17 protein-coding genes are annotated in these 19132 nt (G+C 29.2%); 9 read left to right on the forward strand and 8 right to left on the reverse strand.

Translation table 11 applies throughout. The features are described from left to right. Positions 1–57: 57 nt before the first annotated feature. Positions 58–1059 carry a potassium channel family protein gene (locus I1A51_RS00905; RefSeq protein ID WP_196890499.1) on the forward strand — a complete coding sequence of 334 codons (1002 nt, stop codon included), beginning with the start codon at positions 58–60 and terminating at the stop codon, positions 1057–1059. Positions 1060–1163: 104 nt separating this feature from the next. Here I1A51_RS00905 and I1A51_RS00910 read toward each other — a convergent pair whose 3' ends face one another. The 5 genes from I1A51_RS00910 to I1A51_RS00930 all read right to left on the reverse strand — a co-directional run bounded on the left by I1A51_RS00910 (position 1164) and on the right by I1A51_RS00930 (position 6884). After that, complete coding sequence (locus tag I1A51_RS00910; protein ID WP_196890500.1) at positions 1164–1613, reverse strand: hypothetical protein; 450 nt, start codon at positions 1611–1613, stop codon at positions 1164–1166. A 9-nt stretch (positions 1614–1622) separates the two neighbouring features. Next, positions 1623–2879 carry a zinc-dependent metalloprotease gene (locus I1A51_RS00915; RefSeq protein ID WP_196890501.1) on the reverse strand — a complete coding sequence of 419 codons (1257 nt, stop codon included), beginning with the start codon at positions 2877–2879 and terminating at the stop codon, positions 1623–1625. Positions 2880–3119: 240 nt separating this feature from the next. Continuing rightward, positions 3120–4475 carry an FAD-dependent oxidoreductase gene (locus I1A51_RS00920; RefSeq protein WP_196890502.1) on the reverse strand — a complete coding sequence of 452 codons (1356 nt, stop codon included), beginning with the start codon at positions 4473–4475 and terminating at the stop codon, positions 3120–3122. Between the two features lie 248 nt (positions 4476–4723). Then, positions 4724–5998, reverse strand: coding sequence for a kynureninase (kynU, locus tag I1A51_RS00925; protein ID WP_196890503.1), 1275 nt, complete (start codon positions 5996–5998; stop codon positions 4724–4726). Between the two features lie 49 nt (positions 5999–6047). After that, positions 6048–6884, reverse strand: a complete 837-nt coding sequence (locus I1A51_RS00930; RefSeq protein ID WP_196890504.1) for a UbiA prenyltransferase family protein — start codon at positions 6882–6884, stop codon at positions 6048–6050. 175 nt (positions 6885–7059) lie between these two features. Between I1A51_RS00930 and I1A51_RS00935 the strand changes: the two genes are divergently transcribed. Next, entirely contained in the window at positions 7060–7791 is a 732-nt protein-coding gene (locus I1A51_RS00935; RefSeq protein WP_196890505.1) for a DUF6503 family protein, read from the forward strand. A gap of 158 nt (positions 7792–7949) precedes the next feature. Beyond that, positions 7950–10478 (forward strand): zinc-dependent metalloprotease, encoded by a 2529-nt coding sequence (locus I1A51_RS00940; protein ID WP_196890506.1) that lies wholly within the window; start codon positions 7950–7952, stop codon positions 10476–10478. A 16-nt stretch (positions 10479–10494) separates the two neighbouring features. On the opposite strand, the gene I1A51_RS00945 is transcribed toward I1A51_RS00940, so the two are convergent. Further along, positions 10495–10713 carry a hypothetical protein gene (locus I1A51_RS00945; RefSeq protein ID WP_196890507.1) on the reverse strand — a complete coding sequence of 73 codons (219 nt, stop codon included), beginning with the start codon at positions 10711–10713 and terminating at the stop codon, positions 10495–10497. Between the two features lie 194 nt (positions 10714–10907). Between I1A51_RS00945 and I1A51_RS00950 the strand changes: the two genes are divergently transcribed. From I1A51_RS00950 to I1A51_RS00975, 6 genes are all read left to right on the forward strand, one after another. Further along, positions 10908–11762, forward strand: a complete 855-nt coding sequence (locus I1A51_RS00950) for a CPBP family intramembrane glutamic endopeptidase (RefSeq protein ID WP_231373928.1) — start codon at positions 10908–10910, stop codon at positions 11760–11762. 502 nt (positions 11763–12264) lie between these two features. Then, on the forward strand, positions 12265–13182 hold the full coding sequence (locus tag I1A51_RS00955) for an ADP-ribosylglycohydrolase family protein (protein ID WP_196890508.1): 918 nt from the start codon (positions 12265–12267) through the stop codon (positions 13180–13182). Between the two features lie 46 nt (positions 13183–13228). After that, positions 13229–13825: a hypothetical protein gene (locus I1A51_RS00960; RefSeq protein WP_196890509.1), complete on the forward strand. Its 597-nt coding sequence runs from the start codon at positions 13229–13231 to the stop codon at positions 13823–13825. A gap of 241 nt (positions 13826–14066) precedes the next feature. Further along, a complete protein-coding gene (locus tag I1A51_RS00965; RefSeq protein WP_196890510.1) occupies positions 14067–14537 on the forward strand; it encodes a hypothetical protein in 471 nt (156 codons plus the stop codon). 441 nt (positions 14538–14978) lie between these two features. Further along, a complete protein-coding gene (locus tag I1A51_RS00970) occupies positions 14979–15254 on the forward strand; it encodes a hypothetical protein (RefSeq protein ID WP_196890511.1) in 276 nt (91 codons plus the stop codon). 262 nt (positions 15255–15516) lie between these two features. After that, a complete protein-coding gene (locus tag I1A51_RS00975; protein WP_196890512.1) occupies positions 15517–15933 on the forward strand; it encodes a VOC family protein in 417 nt (138 codons plus the stop codon). A 60-nt stretch (positions 15934–15993) separates the two neighbouring features. Here I1A51_RS00975 and I1A51_RS00980 read toward each other — a convergent pair whose 3' ends face one another. Both I1A51_RS00980 and gyrB read right to left on the reverse strand, forming a co-directional pair. Continuing rightward, the gene (locus tag I1A51_RS00980) at positions 15994–16920 is read right to left on the reverse strand and encodes a malate dehydrogenase (RefSeq protein WP_196890513.1); all 927 of its coding nucleotides are present in this window, start codon (positions 16918–16920) and stop codon (positions 15994–15996) included. 39 nt (positions 16921–16959) lie between these two features. Next, positions 16960–18897, reverse strand: coding sequence for a DNA topoisomerase (ATP-hydrolyzing) subunit B (gene gyrB / locus I1A51_RS00985; RefSeq protein WP_196890514.1), 1938 nt, complete (start codon positions 18895–18897; stop codon positions 16960–16962). Positions 18898–19132: the final 235 nt, after the last annotated feature.

Raw genomic sequence — 19132 nt, forward strand, 5'->3', positions numbered from 1 at the left:
TTAAGATAATAGAGCATTTTGATTTCTATTTATTATTTAACCTAAAACAATTTCTCTATGAATGCAATATTCAAAACGAGATTACATAAAGCTATTTTCCTTTTAATTTTAGTTGTAATTATTGGTGTTTTAGGATACATGAATTTGGCAAATTATAATTTCATTGATGCCTTTTACATGACGATTATAACTGTTTCAACAGTTGGATTCGGAGAAGTTCATCCAATGGATGCGGATGACAAACTATTTACTACCTTTTTAATTTTATTAAGTTTAACTGTTTTTGGATATATCATTTCTGTTTTGACAGAATATATTGTCAATGGAAAATTTTTAGAAGACATTAAAACAAAGAAAGTGGAAAAACAAATTAATCAACTTGAAAATCATACAATTGTTTGCGGTTATGGAAGAAATGGTCGTCAAGCAGTAGAAAAATTAATTCGATTTAACGAACCAATTTTAGTGATTGAAAAAAATCCTGAAATGATTAAAAAATTGGAAGAACAAAAAATTCTTTATGTTAATGGTGATGCAACAGAAGATAGCGTTTTAGAAAAAGCCAAAGTAAAAAATGCTGCAAATTTAATTGCTTGCCTTCCTTCAGATGCTTCTAATTTATATATTGTTCTTTCTGCAAAACAATTAAATGATAAATTAAATATTGTAAGTCGAGCAAGTTGTGAATCTGCTTCTAGAAAAATTAAAATCGGTGGTGCAAATAATGTAATTATGCCAGATCGATTAGGTGGCGATCATATGGCTTCTTTGATTGTTACACCAAATGTGGTTCATTTTATTGATAATTTAGCGATTGAAGAAGAATCTCATTCAAATGTTGTAGAAATTCCTGTAAAAAAATTACCCTCTCATTTGATTAATCAACCAATCCAAAAAATTCAAGAAGAAACTTCTTGTACAGTAATTGGATATAAAGTAAATGATAAAGATTTTATTGTAAATCCAGATTCTCAAATGCCTATGCAAAAAGATGATTTATTAATTGTTTTAGGACAACATTCGCAATTAGAAAATCTTTCGAACTTAATAAAAGTATAAAAAAAAGCAGTATTTATTCTATAAATACTGCTTTTCATTTATTTTCGAAAAGAATAATTCTTTTCTTAAACTTTGAAACTATTTAATAATTGTTTTTTTCTTAGTTATTTCCAAAAAGTTGAATCTTTAAATTGCTTTAAGTCTTTATTTTCTGTTTGATACAGATAATTATTTGGAATTAATTCTTTTAAATTTTCAGGAGAATTTAAATAATCTTTATAACGATTCTCTTTCACTTTTAAAGATGCAATTCGCTCTGTAACAAACTTTTTTTGTAATACAGGACTTAATTCATTCAAAGTAAAATAATAAGTTGCTTCTCCTTCTTTTCCTGTAATAACTTTGTAAACTTCTTTAATGTTTACATCATTATTTTTCTCAAAATCTTCCACAAATTTATAAATATGATAATCATGATTTATATCTTTAGGACAACAAACAGAACCATAAGATTCTTGATAACGAATACTTGTGTTATCATTTGTTTCAGTTTGTGTTGATTTACAAGAAACTAAAAAGAAAAGAAAGATAAATAATGAAAATAAATTCTTCATATAACTTTATTATTTAGAAATAACTACTTTGTCAGCATAATATCTATCTCCGCTGAAAACTTTGATAAAATAGATACCATCATTTAAACTTGAAGTATTGATAACTTCTTCAAATTGTCCGTTTGTTCCTACTTCGTAAACCATTTTTCCTGTAACATCATACATTTGAACTGTTAATTCATCATTAATGATTTTATTGTTCATTTTAATGTATAAGTGTTCTGAAGCTGGATTTGGATAAACATCAAATGCTAATTCTTCAGCAAATTCCTTAACATTGATTAATTCTGGATCAATTCTATCATTATGATAATCATCAATCACAGATTCAATATATGATCTCATAACATCTGTTTGACCTTCAGAGAACATATACATACATGCATCATTAGAATAATCCATGAAGTTCATTGTCATATTTTTACTTCCACACTCAACAATAGATGATGGACACCCACCAGTTGAAGTTGAAGCATCAGGTGTGTCAGCAATTCCATCATCAGATCCACATCCACCATAACCCCAAATGTGAGCTAAATTAAAGTGGTGACCTAATTCATGTGTTACTGTTCTACCTAAATCATAAGGTGCTCCAGGAGTAAATCCACTACATCCAGAAGTATTATCACCAAATGCAAATGTATTCATTACAATCGCATCTCCTTGTAAAGGATTCCCTCCAACAGGAGAGTAACCTAATAAACCTGCATTAATAGGTTTTACTAGGAAGTTCAAATATCCAGCCCAGTTAGTGTCGCTATCTCCACCTCCACCGAAATTATATCCGATAGTTACAGCTGGTTCTCCTTCAACTACATCAGGATCTAAATTTGGATGATTTTCTGTTGCAATAATAAATTGCACATTTACAGATCCTGTGTTTGATCCTGGATAATCAGATTTTACTGATTCCCAATTAGAAATATCAGCATTCTCACCATTGAAATCATTATTCAAAATTTCAATTTGCTTCTGAGCAAGTTCTACTAAACATTCTCTATCTGATTCGCTTCCTGTTGGAAAGTGAACAGCTACTGGAATATAAAGTGTGTTCTCGTCAGTCATTTGTCTTGATGACTTTAATAATTCTAATTTTCTTTCAAATCTCGCTTGAATTTCTCGATGTTGTTTTGCGTATTCAGCATCCAATAATTTTTCTTCTGTAATTTCTACTGCTGCACAACGTTCAACTTCTGTTTCTTGCGAAAATGAATTAAAACTTAATAGAGCTAAAAGTCCCGTAAAAAGTAATTTTCTTTTTTTCATGGAGTTAATTTTAAAATTGAGAGCACCAATATACTAATAAAAAATGCATAATTAACATTAATATAACTATTTACCATCTTTTTTCTTAATTATTTTGAATTTTATATAGATTTATTCTATATAAATTAAGATTTTATTAAAAATATTTTTATATACTATTTTTTTTAATATTTTGATAAATAAAAAAAGCATAAAATATAAATTCTATGCTTTTTTCAATTATATAATGTATTATTTATCTTAATTTTCTACTGTTTGCTGAAGCAATTCTAAAAGTTTATCTTCTATTTTTTGTGAATCCCAAATCTGTTCTATGTGAGGAATTTTCATAATTTCATCCATTATATTTCGTTGTTTTTTACCTTCATCTAAAGCTTCTTTATAAGGTTTTAAACTAAATGTAACTCTACTGTATAATGGCACCCATAATTCTGGATATTTTTCTGAAAATTTCTTCTCAATTTTTTTCCTTAATTGGAATTTCTCATCAGCTGTCTTATCTCTCATTTCAATAAAATTCTGAAGAGAAAGTTCTGCAATTGCATCTGCATTTGGTTTTCTTTCTTTTTGATATTCTTGGAAAATCATTCCCCAATCATCACCATACTTTTCCATCATTTCATCTAGAATTGTGATATCTTCAAAACCTGCATTCATCCCTTGTCCATAAAAAGGAACAATTGCGTGAGCTGCATCACCAATCAACGCAACTTTATCCCAATAAACCCAAGGAAAACATTTAATGGTTACTAACGCACTCATCGGATTTTTAAAAAATTCTTGAGGTAAATTCGGCATTAATAACAAAGCATCTGGAAAATATTTCATGAAGAAATTTGTCACTTTTATTTCATCTGTCAAAGAATCGAAAGAAGTTTCGCCTTCGAATGGTAAAAATAAAGTACAAGTAAATGTTCCATCTAAATTAGGAAGTGCAATCAACATAAATTCACCTCTTGGCCAAATATGTAAAGAATTTTTATCAATTAAATGCTTATTATCTTCTGTTGCAGGAATTGTCAATTCTTTATAACCATGATTGATAAATTCTTGTGAATAATCAAATCTTGATCTTCTTTGCATTTTATGACGTGTTCTTGAAAATGCTCCATCTGCTCCAAATATTAAATCAAATTTATGGGCTTCTAGATTTTCAATTTCTGATTTCCCTGTATAAATTATAGCATTTGGTAAATCAACATCCCAAACTTTTTCATTGAATAAAAATTTAATTCCTTTTGCTTCTGCTAAATCAATTACTTTTCTATTTAAAACACCTCTTGAAATAGAATATATAGCTTCACCTTCTTTTCCGTAAGGTTGAAAAAATACTGGCTTTTCATTTAAATGAATTGCTCTTTGTCGCATCGGAATTCCGATTTCACGAATCTCTTCTGCAATTCCAATTTTTTCCAATGCATTCCAACCTCTATCAGACATTGCCATATTAATAGAACGTCCTGAAAACTCTACGTCTCTAATATCTGGTCTTCTATCAAAAATCGTCACATCATGACCTCTTTTCTTTAGATAAATACCAAGCAATGTTCCTACTAAACCTGATCCTACAATTGCTATATTTTTTGCTATTTGCATGTTTTTTGTCTTTTTGTAGCCTATTGTGAAAACTTTTAAAAAGAGTTTTTCATTTCATTCTAAGTGTACAGAGTCTTGTTTTCTATTAAAAAATAGAAACTAATTTGTATGTGAACTCTAAAATCTAGTGATTTTTAAAATTGAAAATAAACCTCTTTTATTTTAGACCTTAAAGATAAAAAGATTCAAAGAAAACCCTTGAATCTTTTTACAAAAATTTAATATTTAAATAACTTTTATCTTATTTTTTACGATTTTTTTAATCCTTCTTTCAAGATTTGTCCAAAACGATACATATCCTCGTAAGAAGTATATAAAGGAACTGGAGCAAGACGAATTACACTTGGTTCTCTCCAGTCAACTATTACACCTTTTTCCATTAAGAAATTAAATAATTCTCTTCCTGCACCATGAAGTAAAACAGATAATTGACTTCCTCTAAATGGTAATTCTGGAGTAATAATTTCAAAATTTCCTCCTACTTCTTTAGCGATTTCTAAAATGATAAATTCTAAATAAGAAGTAATTTGATCTCTTTTTTCAATTAAAGCATCCATTCCAATTTCATCAAACATTTCTAAAGATGTATAATAAGGAGCCATTGCTAAAATTGGTGGATTACTTGCAATCCAACCTTCTGCTGATGGCATTGGATCAAAGCTAGGTTCCATCAAGAATCTTCTTTCTTTATTATGTCCATACCAACCTGCAAAACGGTGTAAATCTTTATTTTCAACATGTTTTTCATGAACGAAAATTCCAGACATATTTCCTGGTCCTGAATTCATATATTTATACGAACACCAAGCAGCAAAATCCACATCCCAATCGTGTAATTCTAACTTAATATTTCCTGCTGCATGCGCTAAATCCCAACCTACTTTTGCTCCAACATCATGACCAACTTTTGTGATTGTTTTCATATCCATCACTTGACCAGTATAATAATTGATTCCACCAATTAAAACTAAAGCTAATTCCTCAGCATTTTCTTCAATTTTTGCTAAAACATCTTCTGTTCTAATAATATGCTCACCTTCTCTTGGAGCAACCTCAACAATTGCTTCTTTAGGATCGAATCCATGAAATTTCACTTGTGATTCTAACATATATTGATCTGATGGAAACGCTTTTGCTTCACATAAAATCTTGAATCTTTTTGCTGTTGGCTGGTAAAAAGAAACCATTAACATATGAAGATTTACTGTAAGTGTATTCATCACAGTTACTTCTTTTGGTAATGCTCCTACAACTTTTGCAAGTGGTTCTGCAAATTTTTCATGATATGTCATCCAAGGATTTTTTGCATAAAAATGTCCTTCTACAGCAAGCTCTCTCCAATCTGTCATTACTTCATCCACGATTGCTTGTGTATTTTTTGGTTGTAATCCAAGACTATTTCCTGTAAAATAAATTACTTCTTTGTCATTTACTTTTGGAAAGTGGAATTCATTTTTATACTTTCTTAATGAATCTTTTGCATCTAATTGTTTTGCAAACTCTAGGTTATTTTGGAATTGCATTCTTAATATATCTTAGTTAGTTTTTTCCAAAAATACTATAATTCTTCAATTATAAAAGTAGAAGTAAAATAAGCCAAACAATAGGCAAAGCTTCTACAAAAAAGGATGCGTAAAATTTAGATTGTTTTTCTGAAGATTTAATTAAAAATAAAGCAGAAACAGCAATAATTATATAATTTATCAAAGAAAACTTATCAAATTCATAAGAATGCAAGAATTGTAAAAAACAAAATAAAATAGCGAAAAAAACACCGACTAATTTTGTATTTCTAATTCCTATTTTTTGAGGAAAAGTTTGTAATGAAATGTCATCATGTTTTAAATCACGAATATCAAAAGGTAATGTGATAATTAATACAAATAAAATTCTTTGGAAAAAATCTAACCAAACATCTAAACTGAAAGAAAAATGAAAATTGGAAATTGGAAAAAGAACTGTAATTCCAGCCCAAGAAATAGAAATCGTAAATATCTTTAAAAAAGGAATATTTCGAAGATTGTAAACTTTGTTATTAATTTTAATTACAGGAATTGCATAAAAAGCTGTCATTAAAGCAAAAGGAATTAATACTAAAAGTGAAATCCAATGAAAAAATGGGGAGAAAAAAATAATGGTATTTATGATTGTAAATACAAAAGAAATCAGAAAAAGATTCTTTCTACGTTTCATAAACCAAATTAAAAAAGAATGTTTTGCAACGTTTTGAAATTCTATATCACGAATAAAATTATATGAAATAAAAGTACTACAAAATACAAATATCGGAATCCAGTTGTCTGAAATTCCATTGGAAATAAGTGTAATTTTTGTCATTGAAAAAGTTGCCAATGACACATGTAAACTACTGTAAATATAAAACTCAAAAAGTTTCTTGAATAAATGCATTTTGCAAAAATAATCTTTTTTCTTGCTTTAATTTACAAACAAATTTGTCTTCAAGTCTATATTTTTTCTTAAAACAAAAAGAGAAAACCTACTAAAAGTTAAATGATTTTTAAATTTAAAAAACTCAAAATTAGTTAGTTAAAAATTATTACCTTTAAAAATAAACAGGTTTATTATGAAGAATACTATCATTTTTTTGGGTTTAATAGGACTCTTTTTTGTTTCATGTAAACAGAAAAAAGAGTTGAAAGTTGATGAAATAATTGAAGAAACTTTAAAGAATTCTGGTACTGAGTTTTTACAAGATGTAACTGTTGCATTTGATTTTGATCAGAATAAAATGGAAGTTTATAAAAAATATGGAGAATTTAAATATTCTCGTGCTTTTCAAGATACTTTAGGAAATACGATTATTGATGAAGTAAACAATCAAGGTTTTGTTCGATTAATGAACGGAGAACCACTTCATCTTCCAGAAAATTTAACAGAAAAATATAAAAAGAAATTATACTATTTTGTGTTTCAAGGATTAGTTCCTTATCGTCTACAACAACCGATGAAAACGAAAGAATTGTTGGGAACAGAAGAAGTAAAATTTGAAAAATATTATAAGATTAAAGCAACCTATGAAAATACATATCCAGCGGAAGTTGTTTATTGGATAAATGTAGATGATTATACAATTGATTATATTGGTTTTATGGATATGGATGCTAAAACACCAATCTTAAGAGTTGCAATTGATGAAGAAAAAATTAGTGGTATTTGGTTCTCAGATTTTATTCGTTATTATTCTGACAAACCAGTTTCTATTGATTCTTTAGGGCAATTGTATAGTAATCAAGAATTGAAAGAAGGAAAACTGATAGAAGTTTCAAATATTTCAATAAAATCAAATCCAATTTAAATATCTTAATATTAAACATATATAAATATAAAAATCCGTATTTAATCCTATTTTAAATACGGATTTTTACATAAAAAAGCTTTAACAAAGTTTTGGGAAAAGGTTAAGATTCTTTTTCTATTTTCGACTATTACAAATAATAACAAATCTTAATAAATATGGCAATCACTTTACGAAAGAATATTCTCTTATTTGCTTTGGCATTTGGAGTAGTATTCTCAGCGGATGCGCAGAGAAAAAGGAAGAGAAAGCGTCATAAAGACGATCTTGAAATTACACAAGAAAAAGAGAAAAAAAACGCCAAAAAAGGCGGAATGAAATCTTATGAACAAGTTATCACTAAAGATGCAAAATCAGATGCAGGAATGTTTGCTGTTCATCAAGTTGGTGACAAATATTTCTATGAAATTCCAGATTCTTTGTTCAATCGTCAAATGTTGATTGTTTCAAGAATTGCAAAAACAGCAGATGGAATTGGATTTGGTGGAGGAAAAATCAATACACAAGTTCTTCGTTGGGAAAAACAAGGCGAAAAAAGAGTGTTATTGAGAGTTGTTTCTTATAATAATTATGCGGCAGATTCTTTACCAATTCACAAAGCTGTTGTGAATTCAAACTTTGAACCAATTCTTTATAATTTTCCAATTGAAGCAATTACAAAAGACAGCACAGGAGTTGTAATTGATGCAACAGGACTTTACTCAAAAGACATTAAAGCCTTAGGTTTACCAAAAGGTATTCGTGAAGAATATAAAATCTCTAATTTAGATCCAGAAAGATCTTTTATTAAAAGAATTAGTAGTTATCCTCAAAATATTGAAGTTAGAACTATTAAAACTTATAATTCAGCAAAACCACCTTCAAATGCAAGTACAGGTTCTGTTTCTGTAGAAATTAGTAATTCTATGGTTTTACTTCCAAAAGTACCAATGAAGCGTCGTTATTTTGATGAAAGAGTTGGGTGGTTTACTACAAGCCAAACAGATTATGGATTAAAAGCACAAAAAAGTAAAAAAGTTACTTTCTTAGATCGTTGGAGATTAGAAGTAAAAGATGAAGATATTGAGAAATTCAAACGTGGAGAATTAGTAGAACCTAAAAAGCAAATCGTTTATTATATCGATCGTGCTACTCCTGAAGTTTGGAAAAAATATATCAAACAAGGAATTGAAGATTGGCAAGTAGCTTTTGAAGCAGCTGGATTTAAAAATGCAATTATCGCTAAAGATCCTCCTACTCCAGAAGAAGATCCAGAATGGAGCCCAGAAGATGTTCGTTATTCTGTAGTTCGTTATTTAGCTTCTCCTATTCCAAATGCAAATGGACCGCACGTAAGTGACCCACGTTCTGGAGAGATTTTAGAATCTGATATCAACTGGTATCACAATGTAATGACTTTATTACACAATTGGTTCTTTATCCAAACTGCTGCTATTAACCCAGAAGCAAGAGGAAATGAATTTAAAGATGAAGTAATGGGACGTTTAATTCGTTTTGTTTCTTCTCATGAAGTTGGTCATACTTTAGGTTTACCTCACAATATGGCTTCAAGCTATGCTTACCCAGTAGATTCTTTACGTTCTGCTGAGTTTACAAAGAAATTCGGAACTGCTCCTTCTATTATGGATTATGCTCGTTTCAATTACATTGCACAACCAGAAGATAAAGGTGTTGCTTTAATGCCAGAAATTGGAATTTATGATAAATATTCAATTAGCTGGGGATATCGTCCAATTTTAGATGCAAAAACTGGAAAAGACGAAAAAGAAACTTTAGACGCTTGGATTTTAGAACATGCTGGTGATCCAATGTATCGTTTTGGAAAACAACAATTCTCTTGGATTATTGATCCAACTGCACAAACAGAAGATTTAGGAAATGATGCTGTAAAAGCTTCTCAATATGGAATTGCAAACCTAAAGAGAATCGTTCCTAATTTAATTGATTGGACTGGTGAAAAAGGAGAAGATTATCAAAACTTAAAAGATATGTATGGTCAATTAGTTGGTCAATACAATCGTTATATGGGACATGTTTCTTCAAATATTGGAGGAGTTTATGAATACACAAAAACGTATGATCAAAAAGGTCCTGTGTATGTAATTACTCCTGAAGAGCATCAAAAAGCATGTATGAAATTTATCAATGATGAATTATTTAAAACTCCTACTTGGCTTTTAGATGAAAATATTTTTGATAGAATCGAATCTGCTGGAGCTGTAGAAAGAATTCGTAAAACACAAGTAAATACTTTAGAAAATATCTTAGATTTCGGAAGAATGGCTCGTTTGATTGAAGCTGAAACAATTAAAGGAAAAGATGCTTATTCTTTATTAGAAATGATGGATGATTTAAGAAATGGTGTTTGGACTGAAATCAAATATGGAAGAAAAATTGATACATATAGAAGAAATCTTCAAAGAGCTTATTTAGAAAGAATGTCTTATTTAATGACTAATAAGCAAAAAGAATTAGAAGGATTCTGGAGATTCTTTGCAACACAAACAAAAGTGAATGTTTCGCAATCGGATATTCGTCCAGTTGTTCGTGGAGAATTAGTTAGATTAAAGAAAGATGCAAAAAGAGCAATCAACATCACATCTGACAGAATGAGTAAATATCACTTGATGGATGTTGTAGAAAGAATCGATGAGATTTTAAATCCAAAAGTGAATATCCAAGAATAATTTTATATTCAACATATTAAAGGTGAAAACCATCTCTATTATTAGAGGTGGTTTTTTTATAATTAATAGGTGCTTTTCTGTTCTTTCTAAACGTTTTTGCATTTTGCACAACTGCATTTACATTATTACCATACGTTTTTACATTTTGCACAGCTGCTTTTGCATTATCACCGAACGTTTTTGCATTTTGCACAGCTGCTTTTGCATTATCACCGAACGTTTTTGCATTTTGCACAGCTGCTTTTACCCTAAAAAATTATTTAAATTCGCAAATTAATTGCTATTATATATTTCTCATGAAATTTTCAGATTATTTTAAATTACTTTTCTTTAAAAAGTAACAATTAAGAACTTTTTTAACATTATTTAAAGCTATTCATAATAAAATTCTCCGAAATTCGCTTTTTCTAAAATCTAACCAACTTTTTAATGCAAAATACTATTACTGAAACTAAAGAAACTTGGAGAACTATTGGAATTTTCCTTGTTATTGTAACCATTTTAAGCGCAATTTTTCATTATGCAATCGTAAATTTATATCCATCCAGGATTTATATTGGCGGATTAATGTGGTGTCCTGCAATTGCAACTTTCATCACTTTAAAAATTAAAAAACGCCCTATTTATTCTTTAAAATGGAATTGGGGAAATTGGAAATATATTCGATTATCCTATCTAACTCCAGCTCTATATGCAACAATCACCTATCTTTTAATTTGGCTTTTAGGCTTTGGAGACATAGCTAATTCGGAAACTTTACAAAGTTGGGCAAAAGAAATTGGGCTGATTGGAATCGGAACTTTAAGTACAACTTCTATTGTAATTATAGGAATTCTTTTAGTTGGAACTATCAGTGTAATCAGAGCATCTGCAACAGTTTTAGGAGAAGAAATTGGTTGGCGAGGCTTTTTTATTTTTGAATTAAGAAAAGTTCTTTCATTTACTGGAGTTTCATTATTTAGTGGTTTCATTTGGGCAACTTGGCATTGGCCATTAATTGTTTATTATGGTGGAAATATCGCTTTAGAATTGACAACATTTTATATCGTAATCATTTCTATGTCGTTTATGATGACTTATTACACTTTTAAAGCAAAAAGTCTTTGGCCAGCAGTAATTTTCCATGCAGTGAGCAATATATATATTCAAAAAATATTGCCAGAATTAACAATTGAAAAAGAAGGAATGAGACTATGGTATGGCGAATATGGAATTATGTTCGCAATTGTAACTTTTGTCTTTGGAATTTATTTCTGGAGAAAAGCTATTAAAGAAAAAATGTAAATCATTTTAAAAATGATTTTCTATCCATAATAATGCAAAATCGATTATATATTTAATATAAAAACTATGAGACAAGAAAAATTATTCGGAATTAGTTTTACATTATCTTTTTTAGGATTAATAATAACATCATATAATATAGAAGGTAAAAGTTTAAGTTCTCTAGGTATGTATCTAGTTAATTATTTTTTTCCAATTATTATTTCTTCATTTATTTATTGCGCATTTATTCTAATTTTAGAGTTTATTAAAATAGTTCATTTAAAAATTATATTAAGTTTTATTCCAATTATAGCAATATTTATCATTTCTATTTCAGGAATTGACTCCCAAAATTCATTTTTTTTAAAGTTGGAATCCATTTGTTTGGGAGTTACAAATATAATTTGGTCTTATAATATTTTATCTAAAAAAACATAAGAATTATTAAAAGAATATGGATTCTAATCCAACACAATTTTATTTTTTGTTTATCTTACGCAAATAAATTTAAATGTAAAAAATGACTACTGAAAAAAGATTAGAATTAGCAAAAAAGTCTTTGTTAGGAACTTCTATAGGAGATGCATTTGGTGAAAGCTTCTTTGGTGAAACCGATTTAATTTTGAAACACATTCAAGAACGAAAAATTCCTAAAACAACTTGGGAATTTACAGATGATACTGTGATGGCAATCGCAGTTTTTGAACAATTAAGATGGTTTCAAAAAATCAATCAGGATGAATTGGCAAAGCTTTTTTCTAGAAATCATGAAAAGGATGTCAATCGAGGTTATGGAGCAACAGCTAGAAGAATTTTAAGAGAAATTGGTGAAGGAGGAAATTGGAAAGAAATTTCTCAAAATGTTTTTGAAGGAATGGGTTCTATGGGAAATGGGGCTTCTATGCGAGTTTCATCTATCGGTGCTTATTTTTTTGATGATTTAGAAAAAGTAAAAAGTGAAGCGATTAAATCTGCTGAAATTACGCATTCTAATATTGAAGGAATTACGGGAGCGATTGCTGTTTCTGTTGCTACAGCACTTGCAACAAGAATAAAATTAAATCAGGAATCTATTTCTCCTATAGAATTTATTGAGAAAATTATTGCTGAATTACCAGATACAGATACCACTTCAAAAATTAGAAAGGGAATTAAAATTCCTTATACTTATACAATAGATACAGTGAAATCAATTTTAGGAAATGGCACAAAAATCATTGCGCAAGATACCGTTCCTTTCTCAATTTGGTGTGCTGCTCATAATTTAAATAATTTTGAGGAATCACTTTGGAAAGCAGTTTCAATTTTAGGAGATCGTGATACGATTTGTGCAATTGTTGGTGGAATTACAATACTATCTTCAGAAGAAAAAAACATACCTCAACTTTGGGTAAATTCTGTAGAAAAATATGAAAAAAGTATTTTTTACAAGGATTAAATATTTTGCCTTATATTATTGATTTCTAAATAAAAAACCAATTGCTATGAAGACTTTTTTTAAAATAATATTTAATTTCTTTACCATATTAGTTTTATGTCTATTCTTTGGAGCTTGCACAATATTGGATAAAGGATTTATAAATCATAACGGACAATATGTTCCGAAGAACCCTAACTTTAAATTAAAAAATAAGCAAGGGAATATGGTTGGAGACATAGATACACTTGCAATATACAAAATGGTTGAAATGTATAACAATGGTAAGTTGATTTACCCTTTAAATAATTCAGAAAATGAATTAAACAGTGTTTCTAATTTTATTAAATTTTATAATAATGGTAGGTGTTTAATTTTTTCTATACCTGTCAAAAATGCTTTTGGTAAGCCTAATAAATTAAAAAAAAGCGACTTAAACCCTAATAATCAACATCATAGTAAAAGCTATTATTATTCATCTAATGGTAAGAATGTCCAAATAGAAAGTTTTATATATGGAGATGGTCAGGGTTACTATGTTACAACTAATTATATTTTTAGCGAATCAAAAGATACCTTAATAATGCAGGAAAAATACATTAAGATTGTATATAAAAAAGAGTCTATTCCCTTGAATTGGAGTGGGTATAAAAAAGATTGGTAATCTAAAGCTCAACTGACGCTCGAATAAATAATCAATAGCGCTCAACTCTACCGAGTACTGTAATAGCTACTAAAAAAACTAAGAGAACCAGTACTTTATTCATTTAAAGTTCTGGTTTTTATATAGTTTATAGCTCTTTTCACAGAACTTCATTCTGTGTTATCTTATGTCATCCTTTCAGGACTTTTTAATAATAAAAATTAAAATATTATTGTATATTTCAAACAAATTACTAAAACAGATGAAAAAGAAATATAAATTGTTATTAATAACATTTATACTATTCAGTTATTATCAATTATTCTACAAAAGATATTTCATTTATAATGATGATAAATCAAAGGTATTTACTATTTGGAAAAAAACGGGACATCATTTTTATTTAATCCCTGGGAAATATTATTCTCCTTTTCTTCCTAAAAAAAATTACATCTATGCTAAGAATCAAGGATTCAATGTAGTTTTTAATTCAAATGATTCTTCTTATTACAATTTAGGTATTTATTATAAGGAAAAATCTATTGATTTAAATCCTGATATTAAAGTTTTTAAAAGAACAGACTCGTTACTTAAATATAATGGAATTTTAAAATCAATATCTTTCAATGGTAGAAAAAATTATATTAAAAACAAAGATAGCTTAAAGAATGTTTTGGAATATAAATATATAGATACTAAGCGTATTTATGGAATTAAAATTATCGATTATTAATCTCATTCCTTACTAGATTTAGGTAACACTATTTTTTTAGTAGTATCAATTAACAACCCAAAATGGAGTACTTACCAAAGTGTAGGTCCTATGACGGAAGAAATACCAAGTTGGTAGTTCTTATAATTATAATTTTTTCAAACCTAATTATATATACTGTCCTACGGAGATGATGCTAAAGATTTCAGAATGGATTCCAACTGTTGAAAAAAATAATCATATAGTTTTAACTCAGGAATAAGGCAATTACTTTTATCAAAATGAATGAAGTTAAAGAGTCTAATTTTGATAAATCTGGTTATGATAATAAAAATAAGTAAAATGATAAAAAAAATGATATTATTGGTTGCACTGATATGTGTGACAACAAATGTTTTTAGTCAGGATTAAATAAAATCTTTAAATTTTGTTTTAGTTTCAAAAGATACGATTACAATCAATATGAAAGATATTAAGATTGATTATGATCGTTCTGTTTTAATAGAAAATGATTTTAAACTAAAATCATTAATAAACAAAAGCATTTCTAAAGTTTATTTACTTTCGCCTTCTGGAAAAAAAACTTCAGTATTATGTTTTCCTAGTGTAGCTTCTTGGCTCCCAGAAAATCCATTATACATACACGTCATTAATGAAAATATGATACATCTAATAATTCCTAACATTATTATGTGTAGCCCAGAATTAAAAGATAAACTAATAATAAGTTCTCAATAGTTCTAGTACCCAGAATTTGTTGAACATCAGAAAAGCTATTCAAAACCAACACTTTAAACAAAGTACTGGTTTTTATATTTTTTTCTCAAGTGTTTCATTCTCTATTTTCGTTGTTAACCTTATAGGTTGTTTAAAGTACATTACATTGCACTATGTTGATGAAAAAATCGAAAAAAAAGCTTTTAAAATTCTATACAACTTTTGGACATAAATTTTAAACAGCTCTATAAAATTTTTAATTTTGTTTTAAAACCTTATAAATATGAAACAGTCTATAGTTCATTTAGCTTTAGTAGTAAAAGATTATGACGAAGCAATTGAATTTTATACAAAAAAATTAAGTTTTGAATTAATTGAAGATACTTACCAACCAGAACAAAAAAAAAGATGGGTTGTTATTGCTCCACCAAATTCTTCGGGAACTACTATTTTATTAGCAAAAGCTTCTAATGAACAACAAGAAAAAGCAGTTGGGAATCAAACTGGAGGAAGAGTTTTCTTATTTTTAAAAACAGATAATTTTTGGAGAGATTATGAAGATATGAAATCCAAAGGAATTGAATTTACACGAGATCCACTTGAAGCAGATTATGGGACAGTTGCTGTTTTTAAAGATTTATATGGAAATCAATGGGATTTATTAGAACTAGCATCTAATCATCCCCTTTATAACAGATAAAAAATAAAACTCCTAACTAATTAAAGTTAGGAGTTTTTTTATTGAATATATTTTCGAATCTTATAATTCTAATAATCCATTTGTTTTAGCAACCGCAGCTGCAGAGTTAGCTAATTTTTCTTGCTCAGCATCATTTAAGTTGATAGGAACGATTTTTTCGATTCCGTTTTTACCGATGATTACTGGAACACCAATACAAATGTCATTTAATCCATACTCTCCTTCTAAGTAAGTAGAACATGGGAAAATTTTCTTTTGGTCACAAGCAATTGCGTGAACCATAGAAGAAACTGCTGCACCTGGAGCATACCAAGCTGAAGTTCCTAATAATTTAGTTAAAGTAGCTCCACCAACCATTGTATCTTGTGCAACTTGCTCTAATCTTTCTTCAGATAAGAACTCTGATACACGAACACTGTTTCTTGTAGCTAATCTTGTTAAAGGAATCATTCCAGTATCACTGTGTCCACCGATTACCATTCCATCAACGTCAGAAGTAGGACATTCTAAAGCCTCACTTAATCTATATTTGAAACGAGCGCTATCTAAAGCACCACCCATTCCGATAATTCTATTCTTTGGTAAACCTGTTACTTTGTGAGTTAAGTATGTCATTGTATCCATTGGATTACTAACAACGATGATAATCACATTTGGAGAATGCTTAATTAAGCTTTCACTAACAGATTTTACAATTCCAGCATTGATTCCGATTAATTCTTCACGAGTCATTCCTGGCTTACGAGGAATTCCACTTGTAATTACAGCTACATCACTTCCAGCTGTTTTTTCATAATCTCCTGTTGTTCCAACGATTTTAGTATCGAAACCGTTTAAAGAAGCAGTTTGCATTAAATCCATTGCTTTTCCTTCAGCAAATCCTTCTTTAATATCAACGATTACTACTTCAGATGCAAAATTCTTAATCGCAATGTACTCAGCACAACTTGCACCTACAGCACCTGCTCCAACTACTGTTACTTTCATTATTTCTATTTAATTGTGTTAATTTTTCTATATTTTCTATTAAGCATCGATATTTGCATATACAGCATGCTTTTCAATAAATTCTCTTCTTGGCGGAACATCATCACCCATCAACATTGAGAAAACTCTATCAGCTTCAGATAAACTATCAATAGTAACTTTTCTTAATGTTCTGAATTCAGGATTCATTGTTGTATCCCAAAGTTGTTCTGCATTCATCTCTCCAAGACCTTTATAGCGCTGAATTGATGCTCCTGAACCCATTCCCATCGCAATTCTATCACGTTGGTCGTCATTCCAAGCATATTCTTTCTTACTTCCTTTCTTTACTAAATATAAAGGAGGTGTAGCGATATAAATATGTCCGTTTTCAATTAATTCTTTCATGTATCTAAAGAAGAATGTTAGAATTAATGTTGCAATGTGACTACCATCCACATCGGCATCACACATAATTACGATTTTATGATAACGAAGTTTTGTTAAATTTAAAGCTTTACTATCTTCTTCTGTACCAATTGTTACACCTAAAGCAGTAAAGATATTTTTGATTTCTTCATTTTCAAAAACCTTGTGTTGCATAGCTTTTTCTACGTTTAAGATTTTTCCTCTTAAAGGTAAAATAGCTTGGAAAACTCTATCACGACCTTGCTTTGCAGTTCCTCCGGCAGAATCTCCCTCCACTAAGAATACTTCACATTTTTCAGGATCTGTTTCTGAACAATCACTTAATTTTCCAGGAAGACCTCCAATTGACATCACCGTTTTTCTTTGCACCATTTCACGAGCTTTAGATGCAGCGTGACGAGCTTGCGCAGCAAGAATTACTTTTTGAACGATTGTTTTTGCGTCATTTGGATTTTCCTCTAAATAATTAGTCAACATTTCAGAAACTGCTTGACTAACAGCAGAGGTAACTTCTCTATTTCCTAATTTCGTTTTTGTTTGTCCTTCGAATTGAGGTTCCGAAACTTTTACAGAAACAATTGCAGTTAAACCTTCTCTAAAATCATCTCCAGAAATATCGAATTTTAATTTATCCAACATTCCAGAACTTTCTGCATATTTCTTTAATGTATTTGTCAATCCACGACGGAAACCAGAAAGATGTGTTCCTCCTTCGTGTGTATTAATATTATTTACATAAGAATGTAAATTTTCAGCATAAGAAGTATTATAAACCATTGCAACTTCTACAGGAATTCCGTTTTTCTCTCCTTCCATTGAAATCACACCAGCAGTTAATTGCTCTCTTGTTGCATCTAAATATTTTACAAACTCTCTTAAACCTTCTTTGCTTTCAAACTCTTCATGTAAAGAGTTTCCTTCTTCGTCTTTTTCTCTTTTATCAGTAATAGAAATACGAATTCCTTTATTTAAATAAGATAACTCACGTAAACGAGCTGCTAAAGTTTCGTAATTGTATACTGTTGTTTGTTGAAAAATAGAATCATCTGGTAAAAAAGTAACTTCCGTACCTGTTGTGTCAGATTCTCCAACTTGTTTTACAGGATATAAAGCTTTACCTCTTTCATATTCTTGTTCCCAGATTTTTCCATCACGGTGAACTGTAGCTTTTAAATGATTTGATAATGCATTTACACAAGATACACCTACTCCGTGAAGACCTCCTGAAACTTTATAAGAATCTTTATCGAATTTACCTCCAGCTCCAATCTTAGTCATTACTACTTCTAGCGCAGAAACTCCTTCTTTCTTATGCATTCCAACTGGAATACCACGACCATTGTCTCTTACAGTAATCGAATTATCCTCATTAATCCAAACATCTATCGCAGTACAGTGTCCTGCCATTGCTTCATCAATAGAGTTATCTACAACCTCATAAACCAAATGATGCAATCCTCGAACACCTACATCTCCAATATACATCGATGGACGCATACGAACATGCTCCATTCCTTCTAACGCTTGAATACTGTCAGCGGAATATTTATTTTTAGCTTCTTCGCTCATATTTTGTATATCTCTTTTTATGTAAATTCTAAAACAGACAAATATAATAAAATGCTAGGTTTTTTACTACATTTATTATAATTCTTCTTGATAAGTTATTAACAATTATTTTACAATTTTAGTACATCTTGGTAAAATTTTTAATTCCGTCTATTTTTTACTGTAAAATTGGGAAAATTAGATGGTTTTAATTTCATATTTACATTTTTAAACTTTCTTCTTTGTCACTTTTTTA

Source organism: Aureivirga marina (assembly GCF_015767265.1).
GTDB classification, from domain to species: Bacteria; Bacteroidota; Bacteroidia; order Flavobacteriales; family Flavobacteriaceae; genus Aureivirga; species Aureivirga marina.

Bases quoted from the DNA above. Each gene is read 5' to 3' on its own strand.
- I1A51_RS00905 (WP_196890499.1), top strand. From the start codon at position 58: ATGAATGCAATATTCAAAACGAGATTACATAAAGCTATTTTCCTTTTA.
- I1A51_RS00910 (WP_196890500.1), bottom strand. From the start codon at position 1,613: ATGAAGAATTTATTTTCATTATTTATCTTTCTTTTCTTTTTAGTTTCT.
- I1A51_RS00915 (WP_196890501.1), bottom strand. From the start codon at position 2,879: ATGAAAAAAAGAAAATTACTTTTTACGGGACTTTTAGCTCTATTAAGT.
- I1A51_RS00920 (WP_196890502.1), bottom strand. From the start codon at position 4,475: ATGCAAATAGCAAAAAATATAGCAATTGTAGGATCAGGTTTAGTAGGA.
- kynU (WP_196890503.1), bottom strand. From the start codon at position 5,998: ATGCAATTCCAAAATAACCTAGAGTTTGCAAAACAATTAGATGCAAAA.
- I1A51_RS00930 (WP_196890504.1), bottom strand. From the start codon at position 6,884: ATGCATTTATTCAAGAAACTTTTTGAGTTTTATATTTACAGTAGTTTA.
- I1A51_RS00935 (WP_196890505.1), top strand. From the start codon at position 7,060: ATGAAGAATACTATCATTTTTTTGGGTTTAATAGGACTCTTTTTTGTT.
- I1A51_RS00940 (WP_196890506.1), top strand. From the start codon at position 7,950: ATGGCAATCACTTTACGAAAGAATATTCTCTTATTTGCTTTGGCATTT.
- I1A51_RS00950 (WP_231373928.1), top strand. From the start codon at position 10,908: ATGCAAAATACTATTACTGAAACTAAAGAAACTTGGAGAACTATTGGA.
- I1A51_RS00955 (WP_196890508.1), top strand. From the start codon at position 12,265: ATGACTACTGAAAAAAGATTAGAATTAGCAAAAAAGTCTTTGTTAGGA.
- I1A51_RS00960 (WP_196890509.1), top strand. From the start codon at position 13,229: ATGAAGACTTTTTTTAAAATAATATTTAATTTCTTTACCATATTAGTT.
- I1A51_RS00965 (WP_196890510.1), top strand. From the start codon at position 14,067: ATGAAAAAGAAATATAAATTGTTATTAATAACATTTATACTATTCAGT.
- I1A51_RS00970 (WP_196890511.1), top strand. From the start codon at position 14,979: ATGAAAGATATTAAGATTGATTATGATCGTTCTGTTTTAATAGAAAAT.
- I1A51_RS00975 (WP_196890512.1), top strand. From the start codon at position 15,517: ATGAAACAGTCTATAGTTCATTTAGCTTTAGTAGTAAAAGATTATGAC.
- I1A51_RS00980 (WP_196890513.1), bottom strand. From the start codon at position 16,920: ATGAAAGTAACAGTAGTTGGAGCAGGTGCTGTAGGTGCAAGTTGTGCT.
- gyrB (WP_196890514.1), bottom strand. From the start codon at position 18,897: ATGAGCGAAGAAGCTAAAAATAAATATTCCGCTGACAGTATTCAAGCG.